Genomic DNA, 14,403 nt, shown 5'->3' on the forward strand with positions numbered 1-14,403 from the left:
CCGCCTGCTCCGTGCCCGTCCGCCCCGCTGAGGCGTCACCGGGCCCGCGCCCGTCGTCTGCCGCCGTGCCGTCGGCGCCGGGCCCGGGGACCCGCGGCGCGGCCCCTCCCGCATCGTCCCGGGGTCCGGGCGCCGGCCCGGATGCAGGCCGCGTGCCCTCGCTGCCGGGGTCGGGGCCCGCGCCCGGACCGGGGCCCGGGCCGCAGCCGGGGCCGCTCACCGTGTGCCTTCCGCCGGGGTGCCGGCCGAGGACAGGAGCTGGAGCCCCAGGCGCAGCCTGCGGCGCGCCTCGTCCTCCGTGACGTCCAGCTCACGCGCCGTCTCGCGGTAGGTGCGGCGCCTGCGGTACGCCGACTCCAGCGCCTCACGCAGCGACGACGGCATCGACGTCGCGATGAAGTCCGCCCTGGCCGCCGTGGCGGCCGCGCGTATCCGCTCCTCGGACGCGCCGCCGCCCTCCCGCAGCCGCCGCACGGCCCGCTCGCTCGCCAGCCCCGCCATCCAGCTGCGCAGCGTGCCGCGCCCGGGGTCGAACTCCTCCGGGTGCTGCCACACGTGCGCGAATACCTCGCGCGTCACGCCGTCCGCACCGCTGTCGTCCTCCAGCACGCGGTGCGCGAGGCTGTGCACCGTCGGCGCGAGCCGGTCGTACAGCTCGCCGAGCGCGGCCTCCTCGCCGCGCGCCAGGCGCTGCCGCATGCCGCGGTCCCAGCGGTGCGATGTCCCCGCCGCCATGTCCGCCCCCAGATCGCTCCGTGCCGCAGATCGCTCCGCGCCGCCGCGCTTCGAATGTATCCGCCGGTGCCCACGGCGCACGCCCCTTTGCGTCAAGTGCGCCCCCCTTCCCGGTTCCGCTTCGGCTCATATGTTTCGGACGGGGCGACCGGGGCAGGCCCGGAAGATGGACACCCGATCGGCGGGTGCGCAGACCGGGGGGCGAGGGAGGTTCGGGGCGCGTGAGTCTCAGCGTCGACGAGGCCGCACAAGGCCGCTGGACCGTGCTCCGGATAGCCGGTGAGCTCGATCTCATGACCTCCCCCGAGGTGCGCCGCAGAGTCCACGAGGCCGTCGCCGACGGGCACCGCGAGATCGTCGTCGACCTGTCGGACGTGTACTTCTGCGACTCCAGCGGGGTCGGCGTCCTCATCGCGTCGCGCCGCCTGCTGCACTCGTGCCGCGGCGCGCTCAGGGTCGTGCTGCCCGAGAGCGGCGCCACCGAGGGCTCGCACGTCAACCGCGTGCTCGCGGCGCTCGGTGTGCGTCGTCTGTTCGAGGTCTTCCCCGACGCGGACGCGGCGGCCGACGACGAGGCGCAACCGCTGTCCGCGTAGCGATCCGGGCAGGCATCAGGGATATCCCGCGTTCGGAGTAAGCGGGCGTCGCGCCGCGCCGTGCCGTCGTAATCTCCCGGCATGGACAGCGCACAGTACGACCGCGAGATCGCCTCCAGGTTCGCGGCCTTCGACCAGGACCACGACGGCTGCATCGACCGCGAGGAGTTCAGTGGGGCCGCGGCCGCGCTGCTCGCCGAGTTCGGTGTCACGGCCAGGTCGGACAAGGGCCAGGCGCTCTACAGCGGCGCTGAGGCGTTCTGGCAGGGCATGGCCGGGATGGCGGACGTGGACGGCGACGAGCGCGTCAGCCGCGAGGAGTTCCTGACGGGAGCGGTCAAGCGGCTGCGCGACAACCCGCGGCGGTTCGCCGAGATCGCCAGGCCCTTCCTGCACGCCGCGATCGCCGTGGCCGACGAGGACGGCAGGGGCGTCACCCGGGCGGCCCTGGTGCGCGGTCTCGGTGTGCTCGGCGTCGCGGCGGAGGCCGCGGACGGGGTCGCGGCCGCGGTGGACGGGGACGGCGACGGGCGGATCGGCGAGGACGAACTCCTCACCGCGTTCGCGGAGTACTACGTCACGCCGGAGCCGTAGGCCCGGTCCCGGTACCGCCCGGCCGCCGCCCGTGACCCTGCGTGGCGGATGCGGCCGGACGGTGCTCCCTGGCGTGGACTTTGCCCGCGCCGTGCCGTCACGGGCGGGAGTCGTCCCGGTGCTCCGGTACGCTCCGTGGGGTGCGAGACGGTGCGGGCGCGGAAGCCGGCACAGGCGCCGGTGAGGCGGCTGATGCCGCCGGCGCGGCGCGCCTCGCCCGCACGTCACCGAGGACCCGACGGGCGCCCGTGTTCGATACCCCGCTCCGGGCGTCGCACAGTATGCGGCACGCGTACTCCTTCGCGCTGGAATATGCCCGAAGCGCTTGTATCGGTGACTGTACGTCAACCATGCTGCCGTACAAGGGAATCAACGGAGTCACGGTCCGTCACGCCGACCCTGTCGTGGTGCGGCGGACAGAGTGCTTGTCGAGGCGCGAGGCGATGTGTCCGCCGGTTCGGATGGTGTGAACGGTGCAGGTGCTTCAGATGCAGTTGGAGATCGGCGCGGACCCGGCGGAGGTCGGCCGGGCCAGACGGTGGGCCCGCGCGCGGCTCGCCGGCTCGGGGGCCGACCGTGACGAGCAACTCGCGGACACCCTGGTCCTGATCGTCTCGGAACTGGTCACCAACGCCGTGGTGCACACCGGTTGCCCGGCGGTACTGCGCATGCTGTTCGGCCTCGGCGCCGCCGACGCGGGCACCGTAAGGGTCGAGGTGGCGGACGCGTGCGCCACGCCGCCGATGCCCCGGTACGCGGAGGGCGAGGACACCGGGGGCCGCGGGCTCGAACTGGTCGAGGGGCTCGCCGACCGGTGGGGCTGGCAGCCGGAGGGCGCGGGCAAGCGCATCTGGTGCGAGGTGGACGGGGCGGGCGCGTGCGGCGCCTGCGGCGCGGCGGCGGCCGCCATGGCGCCCGGGGCGCTCGACGCGCCCGATGCGCCGGCGGTGCGTGGGCTGCCCGGCGTGGTCCTCGTGCCGGACGGCCGCGGCGCACGCCCGGAGCCCCAGGCGCTCCCGCACCCTGCCTGACCGCGCACCCTGCCTGACCGCGCACCCTGCCCGACCGCACGCCCGCTCAAGCCGCGCGCCCGCTCAGGCCGCGCTGCCGCGTGCGCGGAAGGTGCGGCGGTACGCCGTCGGGCCGACGCCCAGCGTCGCACGGAGGTGCTGGCGCATCGACTGGGCCGTGCCGAACCCCGCATCCCGCGCGATCCGGTCGACGGACAGGTCCGTCGACTCCAGCAACTGCCGTGCGCGCTCGACGCGCTGGAGCACCAGCCACTGCCCGAGGCTGACGCCGACCTCCTCGCGGAAGCGACGGGTGAACGTCCGCACGGACATGGACTCGCGCTCGGCCATGTCCCGCAGCGTGATGGGCTCGTCGAGGCGGGAGAGCGCCCAGGCGCGGGCCGCGGCCGTGGTGGCCTGCTGCGGCTGGGGCAGCGGCCGTTCGATGTACTGCGCCTGTCCGCCGTCGCGGAACGGCGGGACGACGGTGTGGCGTGCGACCTCGTTGGCGACGGCGGCGCCGTGGTCCCGGCGCACGATGTGCAGGCACAGGTCGATGCCCGCGGCGACGCCCGCCGAGGTCAGGACGTCGCCGTCGTCGACGAACAGGACGTTCGGGTCGACCCGGACGCGCGGGTGCAGCCGCTGAAGGGCGGCGGCGCTGCTCCAGTGGGTGGTGGCGGGACGCCCGTCGAGCAGCCCGGCGGCGGCGAGCACGAAGCTGCCGGTGCAGATCGACACGAACCGCGTGCCGGGACGCACGCGCCCGAGGGCGGCGGCCAGGCCGCCGGTCAGCGTGCCGCGCTTGTAGACGGGACCCAGCTCGTACGAGGCGGGGACGATCACCGTGTCGGCGTCGTCGAGGACCTCGGGGCCGTGCTCGACGACGATCGCGTAGTCCGCGCTCGTGCGTACGGGCCCTGGGGCGACGACCGCGCAGGTGGTGACCGTGTACAGCCGCTCGCCCGCGGGCCCGCGGGCGCGGTCGAAGATGCGCTGCGGGATGCCGAGCTCGAACGGGATCACGCCGTCGAGCGCGAGGACGGCGATGCGGTGCGGCGCCGCCGCCCGCTCCGCGGCCCCCGGCTCAGCGGGTCGCTGGACGCGGGGCGTGCCGGACGTGATGGTCATGGCCCGATCGTACCGAACCATGGCCATCGGGCCACTGGCCGTGCGATGCACGGGACCGGATGCTGGCTGACGTGAATCCGACGACCCAGAACGAGCACCCGCCGGAGACGTCCCCGGACGAGACCCACGGCCCCGCGCTGACCGGCGCGTCCACCGGCAGGCGCTTCCGCCCGCACCGCGCGTGGTTCGTGGCCGCGGTCACCTTCGTGACCATCGTGGGCGCCGCCGCCTTCATGTCGCTGCCCGGCCTCCTCATCGACCCCCTGCACGCCGAGTTCGGCTGGTCGCGAGGGACGATCGGCCTCGCCGTCTCCGTCAACCTCGCCCTCTACGGGCTGACCGCGCCGTTCGCCGCCGCGCTGATGGACCGCTTCGGCATCAGGCGGGTCGTCGCGCTGGCCCTCACCGTCATCGCGACGGGCTCCCTCCTCACGGTGTGGATGCACGCCGTGTGGCAACTGATCCTGTACTGGGGCGTGCTGGTCGGCCTCGGCAGCGGCTCGATGGCGCTGGCGTTCGCGGCGACCGTCACCAACAGGTGGTTCGTCGCGCGGCGCGGCCTCGTCACGGGAATCCTCACGGCGGCGAGCGCTTCGGGCCAACTGGTCTTCCTGCCCGTCGCGTCCTGGCTGGTCACCCACCACGGCTGGCGCCCCGCCGCGGTGACCGTGGGGCTGTCGGCTGCGGCGGTCGTGCCGCTGGTGGTGCTGCTGATGCGGGACCACCCGGCGGACGTGGGGCTCGCGCCGTACGGCGCACCGAAGTTCGTGGCGAAGCCGCCGCCCGCGACGGGCGCGGCGCGGCGGGCCGTCGGCGTGCTGGCGTCGGCCGCGAGGACCGGCCCCTTCTGGCTGCTCGCCGGGTCGTTCGCGGTGTGCGGGGCCACCACGAACGGCCTGGTCAAGACGGACTTCGTGCCGGCGGCGCACGACCACGGGCTGCCCGTCACGGCGGCCGCGTCGCTGCTGGCGGTGATCGGCGTGTTCGACGTGGTCGGCACGGTGGCGTCCGGCTGGTTCACGGACCGCCTCGACGCGCGGCGGCTGCTGGCGATCTACTACACGCTGCGCGGGGTGTCACTGCTGTTCCTGCCCGTGCTGCTCGGGCCGTCGATCCACCCCACGATGCTGTTCTTCATCGTCTTCTACGGACTCGACTGGGTCGCCACGGTGCCGCCCACGATCGCGCTGTGCCGCGAGCACTACGGCGAGGACAGCGCGATCGTCTTCGGCTGGGTCCTTGCGGCACACCAGGTGGGCGCGGCGGTGGTGGCCTGGGCGGGCGGCGTGGCACGCGACGTCTTCGGAACGTACGACGTGGTCTGGTACGCGGCGGGCGCGCTGTGCGCCGTGGCGGCGCTGATGGCGCTGGTGGTACGCCGCACACCGTCCACCGCGGCGGCCGCGGCCGGCGTTCCGGCGGCGGGGTAGACGGCGGCCATGGTCGGCCGCCGTCCAACGCCCGCCGCGTGAAATAGCGTTGGACGGGCGTGACGCGGTCGACAGACCGTCCGGTCGGCGAGACGTTCGGCCGCCCCGTTGATGGGCCGCTGCCCTGGCTGGGGGCCGGTGCCGAGCCCAACGCGGACATGTGGGCCACCGCAGACGAGTCGCGCGCGGACATCGTCGACCTCTACCACCGGACATGGGCGCACGCGGACGCCACGATCGACGCGCTACCGCTCGACACCGTCGGCAAGGTGGCCTGGTGGCCCGTAGGACGTGACGAACTGACGCTGCACCACGCCGTGGTGCGCCTCATCGCCGACACACACCGTCACGCCGGGCACGCCGACATCCTGCGGGAGCTCCTGGCGGCGCAGTCGGCATGGACAAGGGCAACCGCTCCATGGCGCCGGGCGATCGGGTGTGGTGGGAGAGCTACAGGTCGCGGCTGGAGCGCGTCGCCCGGGAGGCGGGGCCGGGGGCCTGACCCCGGCGGTGGCCGGCCGGCATGTGCCACCTCACCTCGCCGTCCTGCCGCATCTCCGTCGGCGTGAGCCCGATCGCGGCCGCGACGGCGGCCGAGGCCACGTGGGATGGGTGGATGTGCGCGATCACGGCCGAGATCGGCTGCCCGGCCAGCAGGCCGGCCAACCCGCGCGCCGCCTCCGTGGCGATCCCGCGGCCCTGCCACGGCGTACCCACCACCCACGCGACCTCGGCGACGCGACCGCCCTCCGCCGGGGCGACCGTCGCCTGGACCGTGCCCACCAGGCAGCCGGCCTCGCGAAGCCGTATCACCCAGTTCCACCAGTGGACGGCCGGATCGGGCGACCCCGCGACCAGCTTCTCGTAGCGCAGGCGCAGCGCCTCCGCGCCCAGAGGGGCACCACCGATGAAGCGGTGCAGCCCGGGGTCGGACAGCGCCGCGGCCATCTCACCGGCGTGCTCGGCCGCGAGCGGCAGCAGGTCGAGCCTGCGGGTCGGAATGGCCTGCGGTCCTGCGGCGCTCATGTCGCGACGTCCTCCCGGGCGAGACGGCGGCCCCACGGCAACGTACGCCATACCGTGCCAGGCTGGGACGATGAGCGAAACGGCCTCGGGCGTCAGGTTGATGACCATGAACGTGCTGGCGCCGCAGTACGCGGACGGCGCGAGCAGGCGTGCCGTCCTGGCGCGGGAGATCCAACGTCTGCGCCCCGACGTGCTGGCGCTCCAGGAGGTGACGCGCGAGGACGTGGCGGAGCTCGTCGGGGCCGGGTGGCACGTCGTCCCGCATCCGCGGTGGTCGTCCGACGGCGTGGGAGCCGTGCTGGCGGCACGCCGCCCCTTCGGGCACACCACTGCGGACACACTCCAGGTGACCGCACGTACGGCGCGCACCGACTGGTGCGGAGCCGTCGCCGCCGAGCTCACGTTCCCCGAGCCCATCGGCCCGCTGCTCGTGATCCACCACAAGCCGAGCTGGCCCTACGGCTACGAGCACGAACGGGAGTTGCAGGCGCTCGCCGCCGCCCGCCTCGCCGACGAGACCGCGGCCGAGGTGGCCGCCGAGCGGCCCGTGCGCCACACCGTGCTGCTCGGGGACCTCGACGCGTCACCCGGGGCCGCGAGCCTGCGCTTCCTGCGCGGCTCGCAATCGCTGGGCGGCACGAGCGTCTGCTTCCAGGACGCGTGGTCCGCCGTGCACCCCGGGGAGCCGGGGCCCACGTTCAGCCCCCGCAACCCGCTCGTGCGCCGCGGCGACATGCCCGAGGCGCAGGACCGCCGCATCGACTACATCCTGCTGCGCTGCGGCCTCTACGGGCCGGGGCTGCGCGTCTCCTCGTGCCGCAGGGTCCTCGTGGAACCGGTGGACGGTGTGCAGGCGAGCGACCACTACGGCGTGGTCGCCGACCTGACGCCGCCCGACCACACCCCGGGCCTGTGGCGCGAGCAGCAGCCGTGACAGCAGCCGTGACAGCAGTCGTGACAGCAGCCGTAAGGGGAGCGTGCGCGGTCAGCGTGCGCGGGCTATCGCGTGGGCGATCTTCGGCGCCGTCCTCGCCAGTTCGCGCAGCATCCCGCTCAGCGGGTTCGTGTAGCCCGTGAAGTACAGCCCCGCCGGCGGGCGCCTGACGGGCCTGCCCTCGGCGGTCAGGACGCCCAGATGGCCGAGGAACGGTTCGAGCCCCCTGCTGTAGCCGGTCGCGGCGATCACCGCGTCCGGCGTGATCACCGAACCGTCCGCCAGCGTCACCTTCCCGCCCTCGAACGACTCGACGGCCGCGACCGGTTCGACTCTGCCCTTCCTGACCGCCTTCACCAGGCCCACGTCCTGCACCGGGATCGCGCCCTCGCGCGCCCGCGTCGCCAGGCCCTTCTCCGGACGGCCGATGCCCGGGGCGTGCAGTGTCAGGCCGCGCGCCACCCGGTCCACGAGCGCCTTAGGCAGGCGGCGGCACAGGATCCCGCTCGCCTGGGCCGGCCAGCCGAGCGTCGAGCGGCGCAGGATGTGCGGCGGCGTGCGCACCGCTAGCCGCACGCGCGCCGCACCGCCCTCCGCGAGGTCGACCGCGATCTCGGCGCCGGTGTTGCCGACGCCCACCACCAGCACGTCCCTGCCCTCGTACGGCGCCGCGTTGCGGTACTCGCCCGCGTGCCGCAGCTCGCCCGTGTACGAGTCGGCGCCGGGCCACGCCGGCAGCTTCGGCGTGTGGTTGTACCCCGTCGCCACGACCACCGCGCGCGCCGTCAACTCCCGTCCACCCGTGGCCCGCAGCAGCCAGCCGCCGCCGTCCCCGGCGCGTTCGACGCGCGTCACCTCGACGCCCGTCACGACGTCGAGGCCGTGGAAGCGCGCGTACTTCTCCAGGTAGACGACGACCTTGTCGCGTGCCGCCCACCGCCCGAACGACCTCGGCATCCGCAGGCCCGGCAGGGACGACCAGCGCCGCGTCGTGTGCAGGTGCAGCCGGTCGTAGTGGCCGCGCCAGGAGGCGCCGACCGCGTCCGACTTCTCCAGCACCACCGCCCGCACGCCGCGCTCCCGCAGCGCCGCAGCGACGGCAAGACCGCCGGGGCCCGCGCCGATCACGTAGACGGGGAGCTCCTGTGCGCTGCCGGACGCGGCGGTCGATGCGGCGGTTGTGTGGTCGGACATGACAAAAAGTTCTCATCCGGGGCCCGCGCGGCAGGTCTCGGTCGTGACCTGAATCGGTCTCGAAAGGATCACGCGCGTACACGCGCGGCACGCGCGCACAATGGTGCGATGACCTCCCCGTCCGGCTCACCCTCCGGCCCGCCCGGCTCTCCGCCAGGCTCCGCGGCCCGGCTGCCGCCCGCCGCGACCCTCGGCATCCGCGGCCTCGGCCTCCACCTGCGCCCGTGGCGGCCCGGCGACGCGTCCGCCATCGTGCGCGGTGTCGCCGATCCCGCCTACCGGCGGTGGAACACACCGAAGCTGCTGGTGGAGACCGAGGACGAGGCGCTGGAGTGGGTACGGGCTCGTGCGCTCGATTACGAGAACGGCGTCGGCTGCGTGCTCGCGATCGCCCGCGACGAACCCGGCGCTTCCGCCGAGGCGATCGGCAGCGTCGGCGTCGGCGTGCTCGACCTGTGGATGCGGCGCGGCACCATCGGCTACTGGGTCCTGCCGGAGGAGCGCGGTCGCGGCATCGCCCGCCGCGCCCTGACCGTGTTCACGCGCTGGGCGTTCGACGAGGTCGGGCTGCACCGCCTGTCCCTCGGCCACGCCGTCGGCCACGAGGCGTCCTGCCGGGTCGCCAAGCGGTGCGGCTACCGGTACGAGGGGGCCATGCGCGGCGAGATGTTCGAGGCCGGCGACACGAGCCGCTTCCGCGACGCGCATCTGCACGCGAGGCTCGCCACGGATCCCGAGCCGGGGCCCGTCGGCTGCTAGGCACGGCTTCAGGGCCAGAGCAGCTCCCGCCTCCACACCGGGCCGGAGTCCGCCGCGTCCCGAACATCCTGAACGTCCCGTACGTAACGCAGCCGTACGTGCTGCCGGTGCGCGTCGCCCTGGAAGAACTCCACCTCGTCAGGGACGACGACATGACCGGTCCACGTCGGCGCCTCCGCCGCGGGATCGCGCTCGGCGCGCCGCCAGGCCGACTCGTACGTACTCCGCAACTCCTCCCGCGAGCCGAGCACTTCGCTCTGCCGTCCGGCGAGCGCCGCGGCCAGCGCACCCGTCGAGCGTGCGTGCAGGTCCGCGCTCGTCTCGTCCTGCGGTACCGGGTGGACCGGGCCTCGCACGCGTACGGCCCGTGCCTGCGCGTGCCAGTAGAAGGCGAGCGCCGCGTAGGGGCGCGCGGCGAGCTGGCGGCCCTTGCGGCTGGTCGTGTGCGTGGCGAAGTGCCAGCCGCGCTCGTCCGCGTCGTGCAGCATCACCGTGCGGGCGTCCGGCAGGCCGTCGGCGCCCACGGTGGCGAGCGTCATGGTGTGGGGCTCGGGCTGCCCGGCGGCCGCGGCCTCGGCGAACCACAGGTGGAACAGCGTGAGCGGGTCTCCCGGCGCCTGTGCCGGGTCGAACGGTGGCAGGCCCGCGTCCCCGGTGTCCCAGACACGCTGCTCGCGCAGCAGCGCCCGGAACGCGAAGGGGCTGGGGGGTTCAGTGGGGTTCGGGGCGTCGTTCTCGCGCATCGGCATACGCCCCATTCAACGCCCCATTCAGTGCGCGATTCAGGGCGCGATTCAGCGCGTCGGTTTCCTGCCCGTCACACCGAGATGGACGAGAAGGGCGAGACTCGTCTTGAGATCCGCCTGTTTCACGCCCCAGGTCTGGAATCCCTTCTGGTGGGAGGCCGCGGCCGAGAGCATCACGACCAGGGAGCCCGCGATCCCCGCGGGTACGACGTCCTTGTCGACCCTGCCCTTCGCCTGGAGTTCCTTCACCGATTCCGTGAGGGAGTGGGTGATCGAGTTCAGGATCTTCATGCGGATCTTGGAGAACCGTTTGTCTCCTTCCGCGTCACCGAGATCGATCACGCGGAGAATCGCGTCGTGTCTGCGCCAGAAGTCGAGGAATCCGTCGACGAGTTCCTCCGCCGACTGCCATCCCGCTCGGCCCGCCCAGGAGCGCCCGGAGACCAGTTCGGTCAATTCGGTGCTCTTCCTGGCCATTTCCTCCGCGAGCTCCAGTACCGCGCCTTCCACGTCAGGGAAGTACTGGTAGAACGTCGCGGGGGAGGTGCCCGCCTTCCGGGCCACGTCGATGACTTTGACGTCCCGGTACGGCGAGGAGCTGAGCATCTCGCTGAGGCAGTCGAGCAGCTTCTGCCGCGTCGCCTGGCCACGTCGACCGGCCACGCGGCCGTCGACCGTTCGTACTTGTCCTGTCATGCCGTCAGCTTACCGACGGCTGATCGGCGCGCGATTTGGCCGACTGCAAATGGGGACATGCGTGGTGTGTGCGGGGCCTATCGGGCGCCCCTTCCAGGAGCACGGTTACGTGGCACATTCCATTAGCGCGGGGCTGCGCGAGCGGGCCCTATAGGGGCCCGTTATGCGCCTCGGAACACGCCTCCGACTGCGGGGAGACCGTTCACCCATTAGCTTTGCTCTCAGGACAACGGGAGGGCATCGGACTACCGGAAGGTTCGGGACCATGGCCGCGTTCGCCGAGGGCACTCCGTGCTGGCTGGATGTGTCGCTCCCCGACCTCGAAGCGGGCAAGCGGTTCTACGGCGCGCTCTTCGGCTGGACGTTCGTGGCGGGCCCCGACCCGCGCGCGTACGCGGAGGCGCTCAGCGAGGGGGAGCGGGTGGCCGGCCTCGTCGCGAAGCGCGACGGGCGGATGCCGACCTCGTGGGGCGTGTACTTCGCGACGCGTGACGTGGCGGGGGCCCGGCAGCGGGTGCTGCGCGCGGGTGGGCTGATGGTGCGGGAGCCGGTCCGTGTGGGCCGGCTCGGCGTCGTCGCCCTGGCGGCCGACCCGGGCGGCGCGGTCTTCGGGCTCTGGCAGGACGAGGACGAGGGCGACGACGGTCCCGACGCCGGGCCCGGCCCCGACTCCGCCCCCCGGGTCGGCTTCGGCTTCGGGCGGCAGGGCGTGCCCGGCTCGTTCTGCTGGACCGAGGTGTACACCCGCGCTCCCGAGCCCGTCGACGCGTTCTACGAGGAGGTGCTCGGCGTCACCGGCAGCGACCTGCCGCGGCTGCCGGGCGAGGAGGTCCCGTTCCGCGTGTGGTCCGTCAGCGGCGGTGAGCCCGGCGAGGACAGGGAGGTGGGCGGGCGCAGCGTGATCACGGAGGCGTTCCCGGCCGTCCTGCCCGGCCACTTCCTGAACTACTTCGCGGTACGGGACTGCGACGCGACGGCGGCGGCCGTGGTGCGCCTCGGCGGCCGGGTGCGTGAGGCGCCCTTCGACATCCCGTCCGGGCGGATGGCGGCACTGACGGACGACCAGGGCGCGGACTTCGCGGTCCTGGCGGAGCGACCCGCGGGCGTCGCGGCCGCCGGCGCCGAGGGCGCCGCGGTGTCGCCGCCGGCGGAGCCGGGCGCGACACCGCGCCCGGAGCCTGCGGACGCCCTCCCGGAGCAGAAGCCCGCAGCCGAGGCACCCCCCGAGCCGGCCGAGGACCCCCCGAAGCCGGCGCCCACGCCCCGTTCCGCGCGAGAGCCGGACGAGGACCCCGGCGACGACCGCTGAGTCGCAGGGGCCGCACGGAACTGCTCCCGGCGCCCACGAGGAGCACGGGGGCGCTGTCCCCGCGCCGCACCTGGGCCGGGTTCCCGCGGGCGCTGGGGAATCCGCGTACCGGGGCCGCGCCCGGATCGTGCTGCCCCCGCCACCCGGGCGCTGTCCCCGAACGGGCGCCGTGCCCGCGCCGCGCCTGCCCCGGTGCTGCGCCGGGCCGCTGCGGGGTGGTGCCCGGCCTGTGCCGCCGCTGCGCTCGGGGCAACGCCCCGTCTGCGCCGGACCGCTACCGGACCGTGCTCGGCCCCGGGCCGAGCCGACGCACAAGTCCGGGCCACATCCGCTCCGGGACCGGCCCGATCCGTGCCGGGCAGCCCCGCAGGGCAGGGCCAGGGCCCGCCCAGGTCCGGGCCACATCCGCTCCGGGACCGGCCCTGTCCGTGTCGGGCTGACGCGGGCGGCCCGGCAGGGCAGGGCGTCAAGTCCGTGCCGGCGTCGTCTCGCGCGCGGGCCGGGTCCCGGACCCGCCGAGCCGGGGCTGTGCGGGCCCCCACGGGGCCACGCCCGCCTGGGGCGCGCCCCCGCCCGGGCGCGCGAACCTCGACGCCGTCCCACGTGGTCCCCCGCCGGGCACGGCGCCCTGCCCGGGGCAGGGTAAGGGGCGGGGGCGGCCCGCGGGCGCGTACCTTGCGACACGCGCCCCGTTACGCACCCCGGTTCGCAACGCGGCCCCCGGACAGGAACAATCGGGGGCGACGAGGCCGTACCTTTGTGGCCCGTACGGGGAGGTGGCACTCACGGTGGAGCAGCTGACACAGCACGATCCGAGACGCATTGGCCCATTCGAGGTACTGCGCAGGCTCGGGGCCGGCGGCATGGGCCTCGTCTATCTCGCGCGGTCGGCGTCCGGCCGCCGCGTGGCGATCAAGACCGTACGGACCGAGCTCGCCGAGGACCAGCTGTTCCGCGTCCGCTTCACGCGCGAGGTGGAGGCGGCACGGGCCGTCAGCGGCTTCTACACCGCGGCCGTCGTGGACGCCGACCCCAGGGCCGCCGTGCCGTGGCTCGCCACCGCGTACGTGCCGGCGCCGTCCCTGGAGGAGATAGTCGGCGAGTGCGGGCCGATGCCCGTCCAGGCGGTGCGCTGGCTGGCCGCGGGCATCGCCGAGGCCCTCCAGTCGATCCACGCCGCGCATCTCGTGCACCGGGACCTCAAGCCGTCCAACGTGCTGGTCGTCGAGGACGGCCCGCGCGTCATCGACTTCGGCATCGCCTCCGGTGTTTCCAACACCCGGCTGACCATGACGAACGTGGCCGTCGGCACACCCGCCTACATGTCGCCCGAGCAGGCGCGCGACTCGCGCAGCGTGACCGGCGCGAGCGATGTCTTCTCGCTCGGCTCGACCCTCGTCTACGCGGCGACCGGGCACGCGCCCTTCCACGGCGCGAACCCCGTCGAGACCGTCTTCATGCTCCTGCGCGAGGGCCCCGACCTGACAGGGCTGCCGGACGAGCTTCGGCCGCTGATCGAGGCGTGCATGGCGATGGCGGCCGACGCGCGGCCGACGCCCGCCGACCTCCAGGCGCAGCTCGCGCCCTACCTGTTCGCGGTCGACGGCGACGACAGCGGCACGGTCTCGGCCTGGCTGCCCGACTCGGCCGTCGAGATGATCGCGCGGCGCGCGAACGAGGGCCACAAGCCGGGACCCGTCTCGGCGCCGCCCAGGCCCTCGCACCCACCCCACCAGCCTGCCGTGCCCGCACGCGGCGGCTCGGGGCCGCTGCCGCAGGCCCAGCCGCAACCCGGCCGCCGGCACCGGCTCCCGTCCCAGGCGCAGGCACAGCCGGGGGCGCAGCCTCAGGCGGGGGCACAGCCCCAGGCGGGGGCCCAGGCAGGGGCACAGGTCCAGGCGGCCCCGCCGCAGCGCGAGGATCAGTACCTGCTGTCGGCGCCCCAGCCCCAAGCGCAGCCGCAGCCCTCGCAGCCGCCGTCGCAGGCGTTCTCCTCGTTGCCGCCGCCCGCCCCGCCGCAGGCGGTGCCCGACGGCGGCCCCGTGCACCTCGGCGCCTCCCCCGTACCGATCGGCCCGGGACCGCTCGCGTCGGCGCACCACCCGGCCGCGCCGGAGGCCGGCGCCGCGGCAGATCGGTAGAGCACGCGTCTGAACTCCTGTCTTCCATCCATCTCGGATGCCGTCTTCTGCCTGTAAGTAGGAGGGGGGGGGGGGGGGGGGGGGGGGGGGGGGGGGGGGGGG

The 14,403-nt window shown here is 74.5% G+C and carries 13 protein-coding genes and 2 pseudogenes; 9 read left to right on the forward strand and 6 right to left on the reverse strand.

Going from position 1 to position 14,403, the window contains the following annotated elements:
- Positions 1-216 precede the first annotated feature (216 nt).
- Positions 217-735 carry a sigma factor gene (locus JFN87_RS26675; protein WP_209343940.1) on the reverse strand — a complete coding sequence of 173 codons (519 nt, stop codon included), beginning with the start codon at positions 733-735 and terminating at the stop codon, positions 217-219.
- 221 nt (positions 736-956) lie between these two features.
- Between JFN87_RS26675 and JFN87_RS26680 the strand changes: the two genes are divergently transcribed.
- From JFN87_RS26680 to JFN87_RS26690, 3 genes are all read left to right on the forward strand, one after another.
- A complete protein-coding gene (locus tag JFN87_RS26680) occupies positions 957-1,331 on the forward strand; it encodes an STAS domain-containing protein (protein ID WP_209343942.1) in 375 nt (124 codons plus the stop codon).
- Between the two features lie 81 nt (positions 1,332-1,412).
- Positions 1,413-1,925 carry an EF-hand domain-containing protein gene (locus JFN87_RS26685; RefSeq protein WP_209343944.1) on the forward strand — a complete coding sequence of 171 codons (513 nt, stop codon included), beginning with the start codon at positions 1,413-1,415 and terminating at the stop codon, positions 1,923-1,925.
- A 473-nt stretch (positions 1,926-2,398) separates the two neighbouring features.
- The gene (locus JFN87_RS26690) at positions 2,399-2,956 is read left to right on the forward strand and encodes an ATP-binding protein (RefSeq protein WP_209343946.1); all 558 of its coding nucleotides are present in this window, start codon (positions 2,399-2,401) and stop codon (positions 2,954-2,956) included.
- Between the two features lie 63 nt (positions 2,957-3,019).
- Here JFN87_RS26690 and JFN87_RS26695 read toward each other — a convergent pair whose 3' ends face one another.
- Positions 3,020-4,066 carry a GlxA family transcriptional regulator gene (locus tag JFN87_RS26695; RefSeq protein ID WP_209343948.1) on the reverse strand — a complete coding sequence of 349 codons (1,047 nt, stop codon included), beginning with the start codon at positions 4,064-4,066 and terminating at the stop codon, positions 3,020-3,022.
- Between the two features lie 137 nt (positions 4,067-4,203).
- On the opposite strand from JFN87_RS26695, the gene JFN87_RS26700 reads away from it, so the two are divergent.
- The gene (locus JFN87_RS26700) at positions 4,204-5,496 is read left to right on the forward strand and encodes an MFS transporter (protein WP_245181802.1); all 1,293 of its coding nucleotides are present in this window, start codon (positions 4,204-4,206) and stop codon (positions 5,494-5,496) included.
- Positions 5,497-5,579: 83 nt separating this feature from the next.
- A pseudogene (locus JFN87_RS26705) lies at positions 5,580-5,998 on the forward strand (mycothiol transferase); the annotation flags it as partial.
- Here JFN87_RS26705 and JFN87_RS26710 read toward each other — a convergent pair.
- Positions 5,947-6,522: a GNAT family N-acetyltransferase gene (locus JFN87_RS26710; RefSeq protein ID WP_209343952.1), complete on the reverse strand. Its 576-nt coding sequence runs from the start codon at positions 6,520-6,522 to the stop codon at positions 5,947-5,949. The pseudogene JFN87_RS26705 and the gene JFN87_RS26710 sit on opposite strands and share 52 nt — an antisense overlap.
- Before the next feature lie 70 nt (positions 6,523-6,592).
- Between JFN87_RS26710 and JFN87_RS26715 the strand changes: the two genes are divergently transcribed.
- Positions 6,593-7,456: an endonuclease/exonuclease/phosphatase family protein gene (locus JFN87_RS26715; RefSeq protein WP_209343955.1), complete on the forward strand. Its 864-nt coding sequence runs from the start codon at positions 6,593-6,595 to the stop codon at positions 7,454-7,456.
- 51 nt (positions 7,457-7,507) lie between these two features.
- On the opposite strand, the gene JFN87_RS26720 is transcribed toward JFN87_RS26715, so the two are convergent.
- Entirely contained in the window at positions 7,508-8,650 is a 1,143-nt protein-coding gene (locus JFN87_RS26720; RefSeq protein WP_209343956.1) for a flavin-containing monooxygenase, read from the reverse strand.
- A gap of 108 nt (positions 8,651-8,758) precedes the next feature.
- On the opposite strand from JFN87_RS26720, the gene JFN87_RS26725 reads away from it, so the two are divergent.
- A complete protein-coding gene (locus JFN87_RS26725) occupies positions 8,759-9,409 on the forward strand; it encodes a GNAT family N-acetyltransferase (protein WP_209343958.1) in 651 nt (216 codons plus the stop codon).
- A gap of 8 nt (positions 9,410-9,417) precedes the next feature.
- Here JFN87_RS26725 and JFN87_RS26730 read toward each other — a convergent pair whose 3' ends face one another.
- Together JFN87_RS26730 and JFN87_RS26735 are read right to left on the reverse strand one after the other, a co-directional pair.
- Entirely contained in the window at positions 9,418-10,152 is a 735-nt protein-coding gene (locus tag JFN87_RS26730; protein WP_209343964.1) for a pyridoxine/pyridoxamine 5'-phosphate oxidase, read from the reverse strand.
- A 51-nt stretch (positions 10,153-10,203) separates the two neighbouring features.
- Complete coding sequence (locus JFN87_RS26735; RefSeq protein WP_209343960.1) at positions 10,204-10,851, reverse strand: TetR family transcriptional regulator; 648 nt, start codon at positions 10,849-10,851, stop codon at positions 10,204-10,206.
- A 265-nt stretch (positions 10,852-11,116) separates the two neighbouring features.
- Here JFN87_RS26735 and JFN87_RS26740 point away from each other — a divergent pair, with 265 nt between their 5' ends.
- Together JFN87_RS26740 and JFN87_RS26745 are read left to right on the forward strand one after the other, a co-directional pair.
- A complete protein-coding gene (locus JFN87_RS26740) occupies positions 11,117-12,160 on the forward strand; it encodes a VOC family protein (protein WP_209343962.1) in 1,044 nt (347 codons plus the stop codon).
- A 788-nt stretch (positions 12,161-12,948) separates the two neighbouring features.
- Positions 12,949-14,274 (forward strand): annotated as a pseudogene (locus JFN87_RS26745) (serine/threonine-protein kinase); the annotation flags it as partial.
- Between the last annotated feature and the right edge of the window lie 129 nt (positions 14,275-14,403).

Origin of the sequence: Streptomyces montanisoli (assembly GCF_017813245.1) — a bacterium.
Lineage (GTDB): Bacteria > Actinomycetota > Actinomycetes > Streptomycetales > Streptomycetaceae > Streptomyces > Streptomyces montanisoli.

What these genes read in the sequence shown, in the direction of transcription:
- JFN87_RS26740 (WP_209343962.1), top strand. Translation starts at nt 11,117, where the DNA reads ATGGCCGCGTTCGCCGAGGGCACTCCGTGCTGGCTGGATGTGTCGCTC.
- JFN87_RS26675 (WP_209343940.1), bottom strand. Translation starts at nt 735, where the DNA reads ATGGCGGCGGGGACATCGCACCGCTGGGACCGCGGCATGCGGCAGCGC.
- JFN87_RS26685 (WP_209343944.1), top strand. Translation starts at nt 1,413, where the DNA reads ATGGACAGCGCACAGTACGACCGCGAGATCGCCTCCAGGTTCGCGGCC.
- JFN87_RS26730 (WP_209343964.1), bottom strand. Translation starts at nt 10,152, where the DNA reads ATGCGCGAGAACGACGCCCCGAACCCCACTGAACCCCCCAGCCCCTTC.
- JFN87_RS26735 (WP_209343960.1), bottom strand. Translation starts at nt 10,851, where the DNA reads ATGACAGGACAAGTACGAACGGTCGACGGCCGCGTGGCCGGTCGACGT.
- JFN87_RS26715 (WP_209343955.1), top strand. Translation starts at nt 6,593, where the DNA reads ATGAGCGAAACGGCCTCGGGCGTCAGGTTGATGACCATGAACGTGCTG.
- JFN87_RS26710 (WP_209343952.1), bottom strand. Translation starts at nt 6,522, where the DNA reads ATGAGCGCCGCAGGACCGCAGGCCATTCCGACCCGCAGGCTCGACCTG.
- JFN87_RS26725 (WP_209343958.1), top strand. Translation starts at nt 8,759, where the DNA reads ATGACCTCCCCGTCCGGCTCACCCTCCGGCCCGCCCGGCTCTCCGCCA.
- JFN87_RS26720 (WP_209343956.1), bottom strand. Translation starts at nt 8,650, where the DNA reads ATGTCCGACCACACAACCGCCGCATCGACCGCCGCGTCCGGCAGCGCA.
- JFN87_RS26695 (WP_209343948.1), bottom strand. Translation starts at nt 4,066, where the DNA reads ATGACCATCACGTCCGGCACGCCCCGCGTCCAGCGACCCGCTGAGCCG.